General features: G+C 52.7%; 14 protein-coding genes and 1 tRNA gene. 11 read left to right on the top strand and 4 right to left on the bottom strand.

The features are described 5' to 3' along the window. Positions 1-4 precede the first annotated feature (4 nt). Both GS535_RS06280 and GS535_RS06285 read right to left on the bottom strand, forming a co-directional pair. Complete coding sequence (locus tag GS535_RS06280) at positions 5-655, bottom strand: ribonuclease D (RefSeq protein WP_160791268.1); 651 nt, start codon at positions 653-655, stop codon at positions 5-7. 60 nt (positions 656-715) lie between these two features. After that, positions 716-802 (bottom strand) — tRNA-Leu (locus GS535_RS06285). 334 nt (positions 803-1,136) lie between these two features. Here GS535_RS06285 and GS535_RS06290 point away from each other — a divergent pair. The 4 genes from GS535_RS06290 to GS535_RS06305 all read left to right on the top strand — a co-directional run bounded on the left by GS535_RS06290 (position 1,137) and on the right by GS535_RS06305 (position 10,375). Further along, positions 1,137-2,558: an NAD(P)-dependent oxidoreductase gene (locus tag GS535_RS06290; RefSeq protein ID WP_160791269.1), complete on the top strand. Its 1,422-nt coding sequence runs from the start codon at positions 1,137-1,139 to the stop codon at positions 2,556-2,558. After that, entirely contained in the window at positions 2,558-7,072 is a 4,515-nt protein-coding gene (gene gltB, locus GS535_RS06295) for a glutamate synthase large subunit (protein ID WP_160791270.1), read from the top strand. Before GS535_RS06290 ends, gltB begins: the two co-directional genes overlap by 1 nt. Positions 7,073-7,147: 75 nt before the next feature. Continuing rightward, positions 7,148-8,986: a M3 family oligoendopeptidase gene (locus GS535_RS06300; protein ID WP_370518129.1), complete on the top strand. Its 1,839-nt coding sequence runs from the start codon at positions 7,148-7,150 to the stop codon at positions 8,984-8,986. Positions 8,987-9,007: 21 nt separating this feature from the next. Continuing rightward, entirely contained in the window at positions 9,008-10,375 is a 1,368-nt protein-coding gene (locus GS535_RS06305) for an AarF/ABC1/UbiB kinase family protein (protein WP_160791271.1), read from the top strand. A gap of 2 nt (positions 10,376-10,377) precedes the next feature. On the opposite strand, the gene GS535_RS06310 is transcribed toward GS535_RS06305, so the two are convergent. Then, complete coding sequence (locus tag GS535_RS06310; protein ID WP_160791272.1) at positions 10,378-10,764, bottom strand: hypothetical protein; 387 nt, start codon at positions 10,762-10,764, stop codon at positions 10,378-10,380. 173 nt (positions 10,765-10,937) lie between these two features. On the opposite strand from GS535_RS06310, the gene uvrB reads away from it, so the two are divergent. From uvrB to gshB, 4 genes are read left to right on the top strand one after another with little or no spacing between them, the layout of a single operon-like run. Further along, the gene (uvrB, locus tag GS535_RS06315) at positions 10,938-13,028 is read left to right on the top strand and encodes an excinuclease ABC subunit UvrB (protein WP_237442232.1); all 2,091 of its coding nucleotides are present in this window, start codon (positions 10,938-10,940) and stop codon (positions 13,026-13,028) included. 3 nt (positions 13,029-13,031) lie between these two features. Further along, a complete protein-coding gene (locus tag GS535_RS06320; RefSeq protein ID WP_160791274.1) occupies positions 13,032-13,931 on the top strand; it encodes an aldose 1-epimerase in 900 nt (299 codons plus the stop codon). 20 nt (positions 13,932-13,951) lie between these two features. Beyond that, the gene (greB, locus tag GS535_RS06325) at positions 13,952-14,452 is read left to right on the top strand and encodes a transcription elongation factor GreB (RefSeq protein WP_160791275.1); all 501 of its coding nucleotides are present in this window, start codon (positions 13,952-13,954) and stop codon (positions 14,450-14,452) included. 21 nt (positions 14,453-14,473) lie between these two features. Beyond that, on the top strand, positions 14,474-15,457 hold the full coding sequence (gene gshB / locus GS535_RS06330; protein ID WP_160791276.1) for a glutathione synthase: 984 nt from the start codon (positions 14,474-14,476) through the stop codon (positions 15,455-15,457). A 283-nt stretch (positions 15,458-15,740) separates the two neighbouring features. On the opposite strand, the gene GS535_RS06335 is transcribed toward gshB, so the two are convergent. Continuing rightward, positions 15,741-16,091 (bottom strand): hypothetical protein, encoded by a 351-nt coding sequence (locus GS535_RS06335; protein WP_160791277.1) that lies wholly within the window; start codon positions 16,089-16,091, stop codon positions 15,741-15,743. 181 nt (positions 16,092-16,272) lie between these two features. On the opposite strand from GS535_RS06335, the gene GS535_RS06340 reads away from it, so the two are divergent. The 3 genes from GS535_RS06340 (at position 16,273) to GS535_RS06350 (ending at position 19,252) form a co-directional block, all read left to right on the top strand. Beyond that, positions 16,273-16,929 (top strand): class I SAM-dependent methyltransferase, encoded by a 657-nt coding sequence (locus tag GS535_RS06340; RefSeq protein WP_160791278.1) that lies wholly within the window; start codon positions 16,273-16,275, stop codon positions 16,927-16,929. 141 nt (positions 16,930-17,070) lie between these two features. Continuing rightward, positions 17,071-18,288 carry a hypothetical protein gene (locus tag GS535_RS06345; protein ID WP_160791279.1) on the top strand — a complete coding sequence of 406 codons (1,218 nt, stop codon included), beginning with the start codon at positions 17,071-17,073 and terminating at the stop codon, positions 18,286-18,288. A 40-nt stretch (positions 18,289-18,328) separates the two neighbouring features. After that, on the top strand, positions 18,329-19,252 hold the full coding sequence (locus GS535_RS06350) for a heme o synthase (protein ID WP_160791445.1): 924 nt from the start codon (positions 18,329-18,331) through the stop codon (positions 19,250-19,252). The last annotated feature ends 134 nt before the right edge of the window (positions 19,253-19,386 follow it).

Genomic DNA, 19,386 nt, shown 5'->3' on the forward strand with positions numbered 1-19,386 from the left:
CGCGTTAGGCGCGGTGTGCGAAGATGTCCGAGACATCATAGCCTAGCAAATCGAGCTTGGCACGTGTCGGCAAGAAGTTATAGCAATCTTGGGCGAGGTCGCGGCGTTCCTCACGAATAAGCATCGCCTCAAGTTTTTTCCATAGCGCGTGCAGATGAAGAACATCGGCAGCAGCATAACGCTTTTGGTCTTCTGTAAGGTTTATCGCGCCCCAATCAGAGCTTTGCTGCTGTTTAGAGAGTTCAATACCGAGAAGTTCGCGACAAAGATAAGCAAGGCCGTGACGATCGGTAAAGGTATAAACAAGCCGTGCTGCAATTTTTGTGCAGATGACAGAGGTAAGCGTAATACCAAGATTATGCTGTAAAACGGCAACATCGAAACGTGCGAAATGCATCAGCTTCGTTACAGAAGCATCTGTAAGGAGTTTTTTCAGGTTGGGGCAATCATACCCTCGTCCACCAAGGCGGGTTGGCTTGATTTGGACAAGATGGGCTTCTCCATTGCCTGAAGAAAGCTGGACAAGGCACAGTCGATCACGATGAGGGTTGAGGCCCATCGTTTCAGTATCAATGGCAACAACCGAACCAAGGTCTAGAGCGTCCGGTAGGTCTCCGTCATGAAGATGAATGACGACGTTACGCGGATCGTTCATGATGTCACCAGATAATAATAGAGAGAAAAGATAAGCCATCTGAAATTGTGGTGGCTTATATGGTGCCCAGAAGAAGACTCGAACTTCCACGTCCCGAAGGACACAGGCACCTGAAGCCTGCGCGTCTACCAATTCCGCCATCTGGGCAAAGAGGCTCTCGATTTGTCATTAATGACTACCGAGCTGGTGAGGTGCTTTCTACGCATCTGAAGGGAGGCCGTCAATATGCAAAATGCATGAAAGGTTAAAAAAGATCAGGAGAGGGGATAGGGCCAAAACGGACTAATTTTGTTGTGAATAATTCTCATTTATAGATGGCGGATATATTATGTTAAGGAAAAAGGTAAGTATTACTGCCTATTCATTTGTTTATTTCGGCGTATATCGTGAGACCAGCGGGGGTTCCCCCCTTATATATTTATAGTGATGTGCTGTGCGTTCCGTCGGTAGTGCGGGCGTTGTCGCGAAGGAGATTGCGCTCATGACTGAGAAAATGTTGCGTTTTGTAAGCTGCTCTCAGCATCCTCCAGAGAAACGTCCGGCATCGGAGCGTCGGCATGATAGTCACGAAATTTATGAAGGTTTTTCATTAGAGCGAGCTGAAGAACAGGCATCGCGGTGCTCTCAATGTGGAATTCCCTTTTGTGCGGTGCATTGTCCACTTGAGAATGTGATTCCCGAATGGTTACGCTTGGCGGCAAGTGGACGGCTTGAAGAGGCCTATGAGCTGTCTTCATCCACTAATAGCTTCCCAGAAATTTGTGGTCGTATCTGCCCGCAGGATCGTCTGTGTGAAGGCAATTGTGTGATTCATAAAGGGTTTCGCAGCGTAACGATCGGTGCTGTCGAGCGGTTTATTACAGAGACAGCGTTTGCAGAGGGCTGGGTGAAGCCGGCTCTCCCTCATCATGACCGCGGGCAGAGCATTGGCATTGTTGGCTCAGGCCCCGCCGGGCTTGCATGCGCGGAGCGCTTGCGTGCGAAAGGTTATGAGGTTCATGTCTATGAGCGTCAGGATAAGCCGGGCGGACTGTTGATGTATGGCATTCCCAGCTTTAAGTTGGATAAAGAGGTCGTTGAGCGTCGGTGGCGTCTGCTAGAAGAGCAGGGGATTATGTTCCATCTTGGCCAAGCTATTGGATCTAAGGATGGTGAGCTGTCCCTTGAGGCGCTTCGCTCACGCCATGATGCGGTCTTCTTAGCAACGGGTGTGTATCGCTCACGTCAGGTGAAGGTTCCCGGTGTGGGGATGAATGGGGTCGTTGAGGCGCTGGATTACCTTAAAGAGTCTCACAACCCTTCAGAGGATCTGAATGCGAAGGGGCGGCATGTGGTTGTTCTTGGCGGGGGTGATACCGCGATGGACTGCATGCGCACCGCCATCCGACAAGGGGCGGAAAAAGTTACCTGCGCCTATCGTCGAGATCGCGACAATATGCCCGGCTCTCGCCAAGAGGTCGCGAATGCAGAAGAAGAGGGGGCTTACTTCCAGTGGCTCGCCGCTCCTGAAGCATTTATTGGTGAGGATCATGTCCATGCCGTGCGCCTCAAAGAGATGCGCCTTGGTGCCACGGATGAGCAGGGGCGTCGTATGGTCGAGCCATCTGGGGGGCACAATACATTGCGGGCGGATATGGTCATTTGCGCCCTAGGGTTTGAGCCAGAAGATTTGCCGGGCCAATGGCATGAGCCGGAGCTCGCGGTGACGCCATGGGGCACGCTCAAAGTGCCAACAGGAGGGTATGAGACGAGCCTTTCTGGTGTGTTTGCGGGTGGTGATATTGTGCGCGGGGCCAGTTTAGTGGTCTGGGCGATCCGCGATGGCCGTGACGCGGCGGCGGCTATTCACACGCATCTTTCGCAGAAAACAACGCTCTCACAGCCAGCTCAGGAGAATGCATAATGTCAGATCGTACGTTTGTTCGTGAGTATCAGGACAATGTTGAGCGCTTGAGCGATGTATATGATCCACAGCAGGAGCATGATGCCTGCGGCGTGGGGGTTGTGGCCGCTCTTGATGGGGCGCCAAAACGTTCTGTCGTAAAGGCTGGCATCGAGGCGCTGGGGAATCTCTGGCACCGCGGCGCTGTGGATGCTGACGGGAAGACTGGAGATGGTGCGGGTATCCATATCGAGATCCCACAAAACTTCTTTGCGGAGGCTATTTATAGCGGTGGTGATGTCGTGGTTGAAGGGCGCATTGCTGTTGGTATGGTCTTTCTTCCGCGCACAGATTTAGGGGCGCAAGAGAGTGGTCGCCAGATTATTGAAACCGAGATTTTAAAATTCGGTTACGGGATTTATGGCTGGCGTCAGGTGCCTATCGACACGTCTTATATCGGCGAAAAAGCTAACGAGACGCGGCCGGAAATTGAACAAATCATGATCCGCAACACGCTAGGGCGTGACGATGAAACGTTTGAGCGTGATCTGTATGTGATCAGACGGCGAATTGAGAAGGCTGCAGCCAGTGCGCATGTCGATGTGTATATCTGCTCGCTGTCATGCCGTTCTGTGATTTATAAGGGCATGTTCCTAGCTGAAAATCTAACAGATTTTTACCCGGACTTGCTGGATGAGCGCTTTGTGTCGCGTTTTGCGATTTATCATCAGCGTTATTCGACCAATACGTTCCCGACATGGAAGTTAGCGCAGCCTTTCCGCAAGATCGCTCATAATGGTGAGATCAATACGCTGTCAGGCAATGTGAACTGGATGCGTGCGCATGAAACGCGCCTGTCGCATCCCGATCTTGACCCGTATATGGACGCACTTAAACCCGTTGTCCAAGTTGCGGGGTCTGACACGGCGGCCTTGGATAATATTTTCGAGCTTCTGACGTTCGCTGGGCGTGATGCTACGGCGGCTAAGGCCCTGCTCGTGCCGGCTTCTGCGGGGGCGAATTCGTCCATGTCCCCAAAAGTGAAGGCGTTTTTCCGCTATTGCAATGCAGTGATTGAACCGTGGGATGGCCCAGCGGCGCTGTGCGGCACCGATGGGCGTTGGGTGATTGCGGGGCTGGATCGCGCAGGGTTGCGTCCTTTGCGCTACAGTATCACCAAAGATGGTCTGCTGATCGTTGGTTCTGAAACCGGCATGGTGCGTGTTCCTGATGACGCTGTGCTGCAGCGTGGGCGCCTAGGGCCGGGGCAGACCTTAGCGTTGGATTTGGAAAAAGGGCAGCTCTATGCGCCTGATGAGGTGATGGAGCTGCTTGCATCGCGGCAAGATTTTGAGCGCTGGGTTGACCAAATTCAGGACATTAGCCCGCTTTTAGCAGATGTGCATGAGAAAGGGGCTCTTGCTGTCGAAGAGCTTCGTCGTCGTCAGCTCGCGGTAAGCCTGACCTATGAAGAGATGGAAACCATCCTTCAGCCAATGGTCGCCAATGCGGCAGAAGCGATTGGTTCTATGGGAGATGACACACCGCTTCAGGTGCTGTCGGGTCATTATCGAGGCTTGGCGCATTATTTCCGCCAAGGGTTTAGTCAGGTGACGAACCCGCCGATTGATAGCTTGCGGGAAACGCGTGTGATGAGCCTCATCACACGCATGGGGAACCTAGGCAACATTTTGGAGGAAGCGTCCAGCCAGTGTCGGCTTCTTCAGCTTTCCAGTCCTATTTTGACCAATGGTGAGTTCGATAAACTCCGTCAGGTATGTGACACACAAGGCGCCGTGATTGACTGCACCTTCCCTATTGAATGGGGCGAGAACGGTTTGCGTCGTGCTCTGACAGAGATGAGCCGTCAGGCAGAAGATGCGGTGCGCGGGGGCTGTAGCCATCTCTTCCTGACAGACGAGCATAGCGGAGCTGAGCGCGTGGCGGTGCCGATGATCTTGGCAACGGCCGCGGTACACCGCCATCTCATCAACCAGTCCTTGCGTACCTTTACGTCGGTCAATGTGCGGACGTCCGAAACCCTTGATGTGCATGGCATTGCGGTGACGATCGGTGTCGGGGCGTCCACGGTTAATCCGTGGCTTGCACAGCATGGTATTGCAGACCGTGTGCGTCGTGGCCTTCTGGGCAGCATGACGCTAGGCGAAGCGATGCAACGTTATCGCACAGCGGTGGATAAAGGCCTGCTCAAGATCATGTCCAAGGCTGGGATTTCACTCGTGGCCTCTTATCGGGGTGGGTATAACTTTGAGGCCGTGGGGCTGTCTCGTGCTCTGGTGTCGGAGTTCTTCCCGGGTATGGCCTCGCGTATTTCCGGCATTGGTCTATCGGGGATCGCGCGTCATGTGCTGCATGCGCATAAAAAAGCCTGGGGTCAGGAAGGTGTTGTCACCCTGCCAGTTGGCGGACGGTATAAAATCCGTCCGAAAGGGGAGGTTCACTCCCTGTCAGCTACAGTGGTGCATTTGCTTCAAACAGCTGTGACGGCCAATAGCTCAAAGCTTTATCGTCGTTATAGTGAGGCATTGCGGGCTCAACCGCCGATTGCCTTGCGTGATTTACTGGATTTCCGCACATCGGCTCGCTCAATCGACGTGGACGATGTAGAAGGGATCACCCAAATCCGCCATCGTTTGGTCGCTCCGGGGATCTCGCTAGGGGCACTTAGCCCAGAAGCGCATGAGACGCTTGCGATTGCGATGAACCGCATTGGAGCGAAATCTGATTCAGGCGAGGGGGGAGAAGACCCGTCACGGGCCTATCCACGCCCTAATGGTGATAACGCGTCATCAGCGATTAAGCAGGTGGCTTCAGGTCGTTTTGGTGTCACCGCTGAATATCTCAATGATTGCCGCGAGATTGAGATTAAGGTTGCACAGGGTGCCAAGCCAGGTGAAGGCGGGCAGTTGCCCGGCTTTAAAGTGACAGAGCTGATTGCCCGCTTGCGTCATGCAACGCCGGGTGTGACGTTGATTTCACCCCCACCGCATCATGATATTTACTCCATCGAAGACCTTGCTCAGCTCATTTATGACCTCAAGCAGATCAACCCTGATGCAACCGTCACCGTAAAGCTTGTAGCGCGCACAGGGATTGGGACGATTGCGGCGGGTGTGGCGAAAGCTAAAGCTGACGCTATTCTGATTTCTGGCCATTCAGGTGGTACGGGGGCAAGTTCTCAATCCTCCATTCACCATGCAGGTTTGCCGTGGGAGATGGGGCTGAGTGAAGCGCATCAGGTCTTAATGCTCAACCGCTTGCGTCATCGCCTTGTTTTGCGCGTTGATGGCGGAATTAAGAGCGGGCGTGATGTGGTGATCGCAGCCATGCTGGGGGCTGAGGAGTTCGGCATTGGGACGGCCGCTCTTGTTGCGATGGGCTGCATCATGGTGCGGCAATGCCACTCCAATACCTGTCCGGTTGGTGTGTGTGTGCAGGATGAAGACCTTCGTAAAAAGTTTGAGGGCTCTCCTGAGAAAGTCATTAATCTCTTCACGCTTATTGCTGAGGAGGTTCGTACAATCTTGGCAGGTCTCGGTGTGCGGTCACTGACCGACGTAATCGGACGGACAGATATGCTGCACCAAGTTTATCGTGGTGCGGAATATCTTGATGATCTGGATTTGAACTCTCTGCTCGTGCAGGCAGACGCCGGCGGGTATGCGCGTTATTGCACGCGTGAAGGGCGTAATGCCGTGCCCGACACCTTGGATGCGCAGATTATCAATGACGCACGTCCTCTCTTTGAACGACGTGAGAAGCTGCATCTGCAATATGACGTGCGGAACACGCATCGCGCTGTGGGCACTCGGATTTCGTCGTTGATTACGCGTAAATTCGGCATGAATAGTCTGCCTGAAGGACATCTGACTTTATCGTTGCGAGGGTCTGCAGGGCAGTCTCTGGGGGCTTTTGCCGTGCATGGCTTGCGGATTGATGTCGAGGGCGATGCCAACGATTATGTCGGTAAGGGGCTGTCAGGAGCCACGTTGGTGCTTCGTCCAAGCCAAGCAGCGCATTGGGAGTCGTCTGAGAATTCTATTGTCGGCAATACGGTTCTGTATGGTGCGACGGCGGGAGCATTGTTTGCGGCAGGGCAAGCCGGTGAGCGTTTTGCGGTTCGGAATTCCGGTGCTGTGGCGGTCGTGGAAGGCTGCGGGTCTAATGGTTGTGAGTATATGACCGGCGGCACGGTGGTTGTTCTGGGTAAGGTTGGCGATAATTTTGGCGCAGGCTTTACGGGAGGAACGGCCTATGTGCTGGACATTGACGGCGGGTTCGCCTCCCGTGTCAATGGCGATACGCTGACATGGAAACGTGTTACCGTGCCGCGCTGGGCAGATGAGCTTCGCAGTCTGGTAGAACGGCATGTGACAGAAACGGGCAGTGCCTATGCTGCGAGCTTACTCCATGCATGGGAGGATATTTTGCCGCAATTTTGGCATGTCGTGCCTCAGGATTATGCGCGGATAATCGGCTATGAGGATGAGGATCTCAGCAGTCTTTCAGCTTAATGGTGGAAGGGAGCGCTCATAAAACAGTGAAGAAAGGGCGTTCCCACCATCCGCAGTTCGGGTTAGTCTGACGGGATGATGACTGTACCATTTGCTTCTCCCCGTTCATTTTCTCCCCACCAAACGACGGACACGGCCCAAGAAGGGGCGGTGCCTGCTCCACGTTGGGATTTATCTGATCTCTATGCCTCTCCTGAAGATCCAGCCCTAGAAGCGGACTTCACACGTCTGGAGAAGGCGGCACAAGATTTTGAAAAGAGCTGGAAAGGCCAGCTTTCAGAGGCGTCGCCCGCCTCTCTTGCTCAAGCACTCAGCGCGTATGAGGAGATTGAGGAAGGCCTTGGAAAGATTGGTTCCTATGCTCAGCTGTTATTTGCGGCCCATACAACAGACCCAGAATGTGGGCGCTTTGCCCAAGCGGTGCGGGAGCGCATCACGACGCTTTCAACGCATTTGTTGTTCTTTTCCCTTGAGCTAAACCGACTAAGCGATGAGGCCGTCGCTACAGCGCTGAAAGATCCAGCCCTTGCGCCTTGGCAGCCTTATTTGCGTGATCTACGCGTGTTCCGTCCGTATCAGCTTTCTGATGAGGTTGAGCGTGTGTTGATGGAGACATCTGTCTCTGGACGTGATGCGTGGGTGCGTCTCTTTGATGAGACAATGGCCGGGCTGACAGCCTCGCTTGATGGTAAAGATCTCCCGATTAATGACGTCTTTACACAACTGACCGATAAGGATCGCACTAAGCGTGAAGCCGCAGCAAAGGCGATTAGCCAAGCGCTGGCCGAGAAGCAGCATTTGTTGGTGAGTATCACCAATACATTAGCTAAAGATAAGGCCACGTCAGATGCGCTCCGTGGTTATCCGCGCCCTGTCAGCAGCCGTAACCGGGCGAATATGGTGGAAGATGAGGTGGTGGATGCGCTGGTTAGCGCGGTTGACCAATCCTTCCCGCGCCTGTCTCATCGCTATTACAGCTTAAAAGCAAAATGGCTGGGCCTCGACAAGCTCGAACATTGGGATCGTAATGCGCCACTACCGGACGTGGACGATAAGCGTTTGAGTTGGGAAGAGGGCAAGGCTCTCGTGCACAAGGCCTACGCGGGCTTTGACCCAGAGATGGGCCGTCATGCAGAGACGTTCCTGACCCATCCATGGATTGATGCGGCCGCTGTGCCGGGGAAATCCTCGGGGGCCTTTGCCCATCCTGTCGTGCCGTCGGTTCATCCCTATATTTTGATGAATTATCAAGGCAAAGCGCGCGATGTGATGACGTTGGCTCATGAGATGGGGCACGGTATTCATCAGCTTCTTGCGGGGCAAAAGCAGGGCTATCTCCGTTCCTCTACACCGCTGACATTAGCCGAAACGGCGTCTGTCTTTGGAGAGATGCTCACCTTCCAGTCTTTGGTGGATGCCGAACCATCACCGCAGCGTAAGCGTCATCTTCTCGCTTCTAAAGTGGAAGATATGCTCAATACGGTTGTGCGTCAGATTGCGTTTTATCAGTTTGAAGTGCGCCTTCATGATGAGCGCCGCCGCGGCGAAGTGTCTGCAGAACGCATTGGTACGATTTGGCGTGAGGTGCAGGAGCGGAGTCTTGGCTCTGCCTTTAACTTCACCCCGGATTATGATCTCTATTGGTCGTATATCCCGCATTTCATCCATGTGCCGTTCTATGTGTATGCTTATGCCTTCGGGGATTGCCTCGTGAACGCGCTGTACGGTGTGTATCGCGACCAGCCTGAAGGGTTCGCCGAGAAGTATAAAACCATGCTTGAAGCGGGTGGAACGCTCCGTCATCAGGATTTGCTGGCTCCATTTGGACTGAATGCCAGTGACCCAGCTTTTTGGAATCGTGGGCTGGATGTCATTAGCGGGCTGATTGACCAGCTTGAAGCTGAAAGCGTCTAAGAGAGAGGAAGGTAAACGGTCATGGCACGTGAAAGCGACCTCGATAAGACGGGTTTTGTGGACAGTATGCAGCGTATGTTTCGCACATCCGGCGCTGTTGGGGGCGTGGCGGCACGAATGGCCGGCCATAGACTGGGTTTGCGTTCTGACCACAGCCAGCATGCAGAAGGGTTGCGTGCCGTGCTGGGTAATCTGCGAGGCCCCTTGATGAAGGGGGCCCAGCTGCTCTCTACCATTCCCGGTGCGTTGCCTGATGAGTATGCGGAAGAGCTGGCTCATTTGCAGGCTAATGCGCCTCCTATGGGCTGGAGCTTTGTTCAACGGCGGATGAAAACGGAGCTGGGGGCTGACTGGCAGAAATATTTTCGTTCCTTCAGTCATGACGCTGTTGCGGCGGCCTCTTTGGGGCAGGTGCATCGTGCCGAGCTGGCTGATGGCCGCGAGGTTGCTTGTAAGCTGCAATATCCGGGTATGGCCGGAGCGATGGATAGCGACCTCCGCCAGCTCAAGCGTGGTCTTGGCGTGTATGGGCTTTTTAGTTCTGCGATTCGTCAAGATGAGGTTTATGCTGAGTTGGCAGAGCGGATGCGTGAAGAGCTGGATTATACGCGTGAAGCCAGCCATTTGCGCCTCTACCGAGCGATCTTGGCGGATACACCCAATGTGCATGTGCCCGAGCCGATGGCTGAACTGACAACAGAGCGGTTGCTAACGATGCAGTGGACGCCGGGACGCTCCATGAAGGCCGTGTTGGCGGAGGAGCTGTCGCAAGACGAGCGTAACGCGATTGCGAAGGCGCTGTTTCAAGCGTGGTATCGTCCCGTTTATCGTTATGGGGTGATTCATGGTGACCCGCATATGGGGAACTTCACGATCCGTAAGGATGGTGGGTTAAATCTGCTGGATTTTGGTGCGGTACGTGTGTTTTCCCCTCGGTTTGTAGGAGGGGTTGTGTCCTTATTTGAAGCCTTGCGTCGTGATGATGAGGAGGGGGCTTACCAAGCCTATCATGATTGGGGCTTCCGCGATCTCTCTCGTGAGACGGCGTCTGTGCTTAATGAATGGGCGCGTTTCTTCTACCGTCCTCTCATGACAGACCGTGTCTGCACGATGCAGGAAAGCAATGATCCTGCCGAGGCACGCGAAGTGCTCGAGCGTGTTTATGAAGGGCTCAAGCGCACAGGTGGCGTTACATTGCCACGTGAGTTTGTGATGATGGATCGTTCTGCGATTGGTTTGGGCAGTGCTTTCTTACGTCTTGGCGCGCGCCTGAATTGGCATGAGCTGTTCCAAGAGCTGATTGAGGATTTCAGCGTGGATGCTCTAGCGGAACGTCAGAAGGAGGCACTCGACCGTGCAGGCGTAATACCAGCACGGTCTATGATCTAAGCTTATTTAAACAGCTTACCGAGGAGGGTGCTGCCAATATTTTGCATAGCACCTGATTCGAGTGACTTACCAAGGTCGGAGTTCAGGAGGCTGGAGATCATATTGGCAGTGCCGCTATTTTCTCCGCCTTCTTTATTTTCTGCTTCGTTCTTTTGGCCAAGGAGGCTGAGCACACCGTGGAATTGCTGAAGAAGAGAATCGGCACTACCTTGGCCATCTTGGAAGGTGGAGGCGATTTTTTTGAGCTGTTCGACCCATTCCCCAGCTTGGCTGTCACCATTATCGGCAGCATTCTGCATATGGCCGATGAGGCCATCGAGAAGCTTGAAGGCTTCCTCAGCGGTATTGCGGAAGTTGGTATAGGTCTCGCCGATTTTCTCGATGTCCATAAGAGAGGCTTCTTTCTCAGAATGTCATAAGGTTGTCCGCTCTTATAGCAGGTTTTTCTTAAGAGAACGCTTTGGAAAAATGCTTTTATCTTGCGAGAAAGACGAAATATTCCCATCTTGAGGTTATGGTATCACATTCTTCTAAAGAAACGACCGCAGCGGCTCAGCCTGTTATGTCCCCCTTTATGCCCGTGCGACAGCCTGTTCGGCCGAAACTGCACCGTTTTAAGGTGAGTTCCGACTATGAACCGTCAGGCGATCAACCTAAGGCCATTGAGCAACTTGCTACCGGGTTTAAAGAAGGTGAGCGGAATCAGGTGCTTTTAGGGGTCACGGGGTCGGGTAAGACCTTTACGATGGCCAAGGTGATTGAAGCCGTGCAACGGCCAACCTTGATTATGGCGCCCAACAAAACGCTGGCTGCTCAGTTGTATAGTGAGATGAAACAATTTTTCCCCGATAACGCGGTGGAATACTTTGTTTCTTACTATGATTACTACCAGCCGGAAGCGTATGTTCCGCGCTCTGATACCTTCATTGAAAAAGACAGCCAACGCAACGAACATATTGACCGGATGCGCCATGCCGCAACGCAGGCGCTTTTAGAGCGTGACGACGTTATTATCGTGGCTTCTGTTTCGTGCATTTACGGTATTGGGGCGCCTGAATCCTACGCCCGTATGATGGTGCAGCTTGAAGAGGGCGGCACGATCGATCGCGATGAGCTTATTCGTTCTCTGGTAGAGTTGCAGTATCAACGCAATGACATGGCGTTTGAGCGCGGCACATTCCGTGTGCGGGGGGAGCAGGTTGATATTTTCCCTGTGCAGAATGAAGACCGCGCATGGCGGATTAGTCTTTTTGGGGATGAGATTGAGGAAGTGATCGAATTTGACCCCCTAACGGGTCATAAAACGGCTGATCTCGGGACTGTGAAAGTCTATGCAAACTCTCACTATGTCACACCACGACCAACGCTTAACCAAGCCATGGGGCTTATTGCAACGGATTTGGAGAAGCGGCTGGCTTATTTCAAAGAGCAAAATAAGCCGCTGGAAGCAGAGCGTATTAAACAGCGGACTGACTTTGACCTTGAGATGATGGAAACAACGGGCGCGTGTAAGGGGATTGAGAACTATTCACGCTACCTGACGGGGCGCCGACCCGGTGATCCTCCACCAACTTTGTTTGAGTATCTCCCTGAAGATGCGATGTTGATCGTGGATGAAAGTCATGTTGGTGTGCCGCAAATTGGCGGGATGGAGCGGGGCGATAGAGCGCGTAAGGAAACGCTCTCGGAGTTTGGTTTCCGGTTGCCGTCCTGCGTTGATAACCGCCCTCTTTCCTTTGAAGAATGGGAGCGCTTCCGCCCGCAAAGCTTGTTTGTCTCAGCCACACCGGGCAAATGGGAGATGGAACAGACCGAGGGCGTGTTTGCTGAGCAGATTATTCGTCCAACTGGTTTGATTGATCCCGTCACGATCGTGCGCCCTGTTGAGGGGCAGGTGGATGACTTGCTGCATGAAGCGCGGGAGACGATCAAAGAAGGCGGACGTGTCCTTGTCACGACGTTGACCAAACGTATGGCTGAAGACCTGACGGAATATCTCTCAGAGCATGATATACGCGTACGCTATCTGCATTCTGACGTGGATACGTTGGAGCGTATTGAGATTATCCGTGATCTACGCCTCGGGACTTTTGATGTGTTGGTGGGGATTAACCTATTGCGAGAGGGGCTGGACATTCCAGAATGTTCTCTCGTTGCGATCTTGGATGCGGATAAAGAAGGCTTTCTACGGTCACGCACATCGCTGATCCAAACCATTGGGCGTGCGGCGCGTAATGTGGAGGGGCGCGTGCTGCTCTATGCGGATAAAATGACCGACAGCTTGCGTTACGCTATTGATGAAACAGCTCGCCGGCGTGAGAAACAAATCGCGTGGAATGAAGCGCACGGCATTACGCCACAAACAGTGAGAAGCCGGATTAACGATACGCTGTTTATTCAAGAGGAAATTACAGGTAAGGAAGCAGCCTCTTCTAAAGTGGATCCGCAACTCCCCATTGAGGCGCTGCGTAAGCAGATGCGTGAAGCGGCAGCGGAGCTGGACTTTGAAAAGGCGGCGACATTGCGTGATGAGATCAGACGCCGAGAAGCGGAAGAAATAGGGCTTGTGCCGACACGCCAGACATCGGAGAAGGGGGCGACATCCACATCCTCCTCATCGCCTCGTAAACGTCCCCGGAAAAAGAAGGATTAAACCATGCTTGAACTGACAAAAGGACGGCACCGCCTCACACTTCTTCCGGAGACAGGGGGAGCGATTGGGCAGTGGCAGGTGGATGGGCATGATGTTTTTCTCCCTGTGCAGACAGCAGAGCTGACGGCACAGCGTGGCGTGGCGGTCGGGGCATACCCCCTTGTGCCCTACGTCAATCGTGTGGCTCATGGCCAGTTTTCCTTTGCGGGGCATGAGTATCATATGTCACCGAATATGGAGGGATGCCCGCATCCGATCCATGGTAATGCGTGGGAAAATGCATGGACGGTTCTTCATAAAAGCGACAGTCATGCGATCTTGGCTTTTGATCATAAGCCTCAAAATGGTGATGGGGTGAATGACCTACATTGGCCGTTTGCCTATCGTGCTGTGCTGTCTTACGCCCTGCGAGGGGAGATGTTGGACGTCGCGCTGGTGGTTGAAAACCGTGATACGGTTGAGCAGCCTGTGGGTTTCGGTTTCCATCCTTTCTTGGCATCGGGGCAAGAGGCTTCGCTCTCTTTTGACGCGCGCGACGTGTGGATAACAGACGGGCAGGGCCTGCCTGTTGAGGCGCTCCCCTGTGACGGGGAATGGTCGTTCCAAACGCCCAAGCCAATCTATGAGCGTGGGTTAGATAATGGCTTTACCGGCTTTGGCGGGACAGCAGAGCTGCGACAGGCGGGGCCAGTGGGGGGCATTCGTATCGAAGCAGACGCCATTTTTGATCATCTAACCGTTTTTACCCGCGAGAATGGTTCTTTCGTTGCGATAGAGCCTGTGACCAGCATGACAGATGCCTTAAATCGTCCTGATATCGCAGATCGCGGTGTGCATGTGCTCAAACCGGGCCAGCGCCTTGGGGGCAATATTCGCTTCACCGTCCTTCCTTCAAACGCATAATCAGGAGACGTGAAGCGCTTATGGTAACGGAGAAAATTGCACTGAATCGCTATTTGTCGCCCTACGGGGCGGCACTGATGCGTCGCGAACTGCGTGAATTAGCCCAAGAAGAACGACCGAAAGTGGTGGAGGTCGTCTCCTGGGCGGCCAGTAATGGTGATCGTTCTGAGAATGCTGATTATCATTATGGAAAGCGGCGCCTCCGAGAGATTGACCGCCGGATACGCTTTTTAACGCGTCGGTTAGATCAAGCTGTTATCGTTGATCCAGCCGCCCAGAAGAATCGTGACCGTGTCTTCTTTGGTGCAACCGTGTGTTATGCCGATGAGGAAGATCGTGAGTATAAGGTAACTATTCTTGGTGCGGATGAAGCGGATCTTGCTCGTGGTGAGGTAAGCCTTATCTCTCCGGTAGCGCGAGCTTTGATGCGCGCACGCGTGGAAGATGAAGTCACTCTTCATACGCCCTCCGGCCCTATGATCATTGAAGTTCTTTCGATTTCTTACCCTCAATCTCCCTGATGAACAGGAGCCTGTACTGAAATGACGCTCTCATCCCCACGCCGTGTTGCGGTGCAGATGGATCCACTTGAGGAAGTCAATATTGATGGCGATTCAACCTTTGCCATGATGTTGGAGGCACAGCGCCGGGGGCATACGCTGTATGTGTATCACCCAACGTCACTCGCTCTTGTGGAAGGGGAGGGAACCTCTGGCCGCTTACAAGCTCGTGCGCGTCCGGTGAACGTCCAGCGTAAGAAGGGAGAGCATGCGGTTTTTGGCTCAGAGGTACGGCTTGATCTTGGTACGATGGATGTCATCTTGATGCGTCAGGATCCGCCCTTTGATATGGGCTATATTACCGCGACCCATTTGTTGGAGCATATTCACGGTGTGGGGGAGGGTAAGGCTCTTGTGGTCAATAACCCTGTTTCTGTGCGGAATGCGCCTGAAAAGCTGTTGGTGACGCATTTTCCCCACCTCATGCCGCCTACTTTGGTGACATGGGATACACAGATGATTGCCGAGTTTCGGCAGAAGCACCAAGATATTATTCTCAAACCGCTTTACGGGAATGGCGGTGCGGGTATTTTCCGTGTGAAACCTGATGATGAGAACTTCACGTCTTTGCTAGAAATGCATTTTTCGCGCTCGCGTGAGCCTTTGATGGTGCAGCGTTATGAACCGGCTGTCAGACTGGGTGATAAACGGATCATCCTCGTCGATGGTGAGCCGATTGGGGCGATTAACCGTGTGCCAGCTCAGGGAGATACACGCTCTAATATGCATGTAGGAGGGCGAGCCGAAAGCGTTCGTTTAACCGCGCGCGACCGGGAAATATGCGCTTCCATTGGGTCTTATCTAAAAGAGCATGGTCTGATCTTTACCGGGATTGACGTGATCGGCGATTGGCTAACGGAGATCAACGTAACATCTCCAACAGGCCTGCAAGAGCTAGATCGGTTTGATCAGATCAATAGTGCAGGTTTGATCTGGGAAGCGATCGAAAAGCGTCTTGCTGTTTAAGTTTAATAGAAACGTAATGAGGGGTGTTCTCGTAAAAATTTAGGTCGGGAACAGGCCAGAGCATCTTCAGTACCACGCAGCGCGTAGAAGAGCTGTTATGCGTGTATGGAGAGAGCGTAACTGATTGGAAGAGAAAGCCCCGGCATCAAGCGTTCTGTCTTTTACAAGCCGTGTGGCGGGTTTTAATTGGGCTATTTGCTTAACGTTACCGAGTTCTAAAAGATCAATGGCCAGCTTCTCCTGAGGTAATCAGATCCCGTGGGAAAAGAAGCTGGCCAACTGCTTATGAGGAGGTCTTTTCGGAAGAGGGGTTGTCTTCCTTTGACTGTACGGAAGAAGAAGTGTGTGTGTCTTCATCCTCTTTCATAGCCGCTTCCTTCTCAGCTTGAAGGGCAGCTTCGATAAGGGCGATTTCTTTTTCGCGCTTTTCTTTGGCTTGTTCTTCAGTCTCATATTTAAAGGGTAGGGGAGCTGCCCCGCCGAAAAGACTATTTTCTTCACTGGCCTTGGGTGGTTTGTCGCGTGTAAAGCGATTAACGAACCAAGGAATAATGCGTTCCCGGTAGTAAACGAAAAATAACCCTCCCCATGCTAGAAAAGCAAGGAGCGCGAAAGCGATGTTAAGATACTGCATGATGGAGTGTTTCTCCTATGCGACGTTGAGTTGATGAGTATAATCAGAAATGATTTTTTTGATAGCTGTTGCTCTTTTGCCAGATATGCCCCTTGAAGAGAGTATAGAAAGCATGGTTCAACACCAACACAGGAAGCGCCCCCTTTGGGTGGGGCGGTTAAAGTGAGGTTGCAGTAGTTCCATGAAGTCTTCCTTCCAGCCCCGTTCCGCTTTGGATGCAGATAGCGTTCGTTTAGCGTATCGTCGATGGGCCCGTTTTTATGACTCCGTTTTTGGTGGAGTATCAGCCTTTGGGCGCCGGCAAGCGGTCGCAGCGGTCAATGCTCTCCCTGGTGAAAAAGTTCTCGAGGTTGGTGTTGGTACGGGGCTTGCTTTACCGCTTTATACGAAAAATAAGCGTATTACAGGGATCGACCTGTCCGAGGATATGCTTGAAAGAGCACGTCAGCGAGTCGTCCGTGAACATTTGAGCAATGTGGATGATCTCGCGGAGATGGACGCTGAAGCCACCGTCTTTGAAGATAATAGCTTTGATATTGCTGTGGCGATGTTCGTTGCCTCTGTAGTGCCGCATCCTGAAGCGTTGCTTAAAGAGCTGAAACGTGTTGTCCGTCCCGGCGGGCATATTTTATTTGTAAATCATTTTCTTGCTCAAGATGGGCTGCGCCTTAAAATTGAGCGTGCAATGGCGAGTGCCTCGCGCTCGTTGGGGTGGCATCCGGATTTTGCGATTGAGACACTTCTTCCGCCAGAAGATATGCAGAGAGCGACGATCAGACCTGTTCCGCCGCTTGGCTTGTTTACCCTCGTGACATTGCCACAAAACAAGGATACATAAGAGAGCGCAGCTTTGTTCGTTGTAATAGTGCGCTGCTTTGGCTCCTCTGCCGTATAGAGGCAAAGTCAGCGTGACTGATGGACGTATGAGGCTGTCCGGCAACCGTTCGGCCCGGAATTTTAACAAAAGCTGACGTAAGCCGTGACTTCAGACCAAGGTGATTCTTCAATTTTCCCCTCTAAAACAGCCGTCTTAGGGGGAAGTTTTTTATTATTGGCTCTTTTCTCAGGCATTTTAGGTGGAGCACTCGCTCTGCCTGTATTTCGTACATCCCCGACGGAAGGGATGGTCGTCGCGCACGCCGTTCTCATGACATTTTTTGTGATGTGCCCTGCCGTTTTGGGGGGTGTTGCCTGCTGTTCCTTACCCAAGCTTCTTGGGGGAGATCGTATGATGCTGCCGACAGCCTCCGTGATCGGCTGGGGGTTATTGGCAGGCGGCGTTCTGTCTCTTCCTGTCTCTCCGGCCATTGGCTTGGCTTTATGGGCGTTGGGAATGGGGGCCGTCGCTATGGATGTCATCGCAACGGTGCTGGAAGGTCGGCAGGTACGTTTTCGTGAGCTGGCACCGCTGGCTTGGTCTCTGCTTGCTCTGTCTATGGCTCTTATTGTCGTCGTGCCTGTTTTATTGGCTCTTTTGACTAAGGGAGTGGCTCCGATTTCGGTCGTGGAAAAGCTGCGTGTGCCAGAAATGAGCATGATGCTTATTCCAGCCCTAGGGATCGTGGCGCAAACTCTCTTTGGGGGAACAGCATCCTGCTACGGGCTCACTCATCGTGTGGCCCCTTATGCGTTTATTGCCATGGGATTGGTGGGGCCCCTTTTATGGGCTGATGCGCTCTTTGGGGGCATCCCAGATTATTACGACATGTTGGCACTTATCGTGGGGCAGGTTGTCCCCGGGGGCAGCATTCTGTTAGCGCTTTGCCGCGATAGTTGGTCTCATTCTCTTCGCTACAGGGCGTCAGTGTTATGGTCTTTGGGGGCTGTCGCGTTACTCGTCGTCGGCTGGGGCGTTGCTCTTTTTCCTGATCTTATGGCGGGCCATGGGATGGGTGAAGAATTTGGCCATCAAGCAGCAGTTTTTGGTGCATTGCTAGCGTTAAGTGGGGCCTTTTATGCGTGGTTTGCGCGTGATCTGGCTGTACGTTCTTTATGGTATGAAAGCGCTGGAAGCGTTCATGCGCTGCTCACCTTTGCTGGAGCTCTTTGTACCCTTGTTCCACAATGGGAAAGGCTCGCTGTCCTTTTGATGTCGGCGAGTCTCGTTGCGTATTTCTATTTGGGCATGGCGACTTGGAAGCGTGTCTTGCAAAATTATATGCGCGCTGCCTCTAGCGTGGTGGTAAAAAGAGGATAACAAGGTGGCTCATCGCTCGTCTTTTCGTACCCTCTCTCCAATCAGGGAGTTATTTTCTCTAGAGGGGCGTGACGGCGACGCCGCCCTAAGAGAATGGCTTCTTCTGCTGAAGCCTCGTGTGATCTCTCTGGTTGTGTTTACAGGGCTTGCTGGCATGGCTGTGGCCCCGCGCTGGCCCTCCATTCCGATTGGGTTGATTGTCATCAGCTGTATCTGCATCGGGGCTGGGGCTGCTGGGGCTATCAATATGTGGTATGACCGCGATATTGACGCCATTATGAAACGCACTAGCGTACGTCCTGTGCCTGATGGACGCGTGCAAGCAAGCTCCGCTTTGATCTATGCTATCGTTTTATCTGTCATCTCCGTCATTGTGCTATGGCTTGCAACAAATGTCTTAGCCGCGGGCATCCTTGCTTTTTCCATCTTCTTTTATGGCGTTGTGTATACGATGTGGTTGAAGAGGAACACGCCGCAAAATATCGTCATCGGTGGAGCTGCGGGGGCTTTCCCACCTATGATTGGCTGGGCAGCAACGATGGATTCTTTGGATGTATTGCCCGTTACGATGTTCGCAATTGTCTTTTTGTGGACGCCACCGCATTTTTGGTCGCTCGCTTTATATGCCTGCAAAGATTATGGAAAAGCGGGAATTCCGATGTTACCGGTTATTAAAGGGCCGCGACATACACGCCAACAGATTGTTTTTTATACGATAATTCTAACCGCTGTTTCATTGGTTCCTAGCTTTGTAGGGCAATGCGGATGGTTCTATACGGCAAGTGCAGTCATATTAGATGTTGGCTTTCTCTATTTTACCGTTAAGGTGTTACGAGACCGTCAGGATGAAAAAGGATTTAGTCAGACAGCTGACAAGCCAGCACGTTTAGCCTTTCGTTATTCGTTAGCGTATCTTTTTCTCCTCTTCTGTGGACTTCTAATTGATAGGGTTCTTTTGGCATGACAGACCATCTCTTCCCTCGGCGCCGGCGTAGTCGGTTATGCGGTATCGTAACGAGTTTGCTCTGTCTTTCTCTATCGATTTTCATTATCGCTTTGTATCGCCTGTAATGTGAGGCGACCCATAAAGAAAACCCC

This window comes from Saccharibacter sp. EH611, from assembly GCF_009834765.1.
Lineage (GTDB): Bacteria > Pseudomonadota > Alphaproteobacteria > Acetobacterales > Acetobacteraceae > Saccharibacter.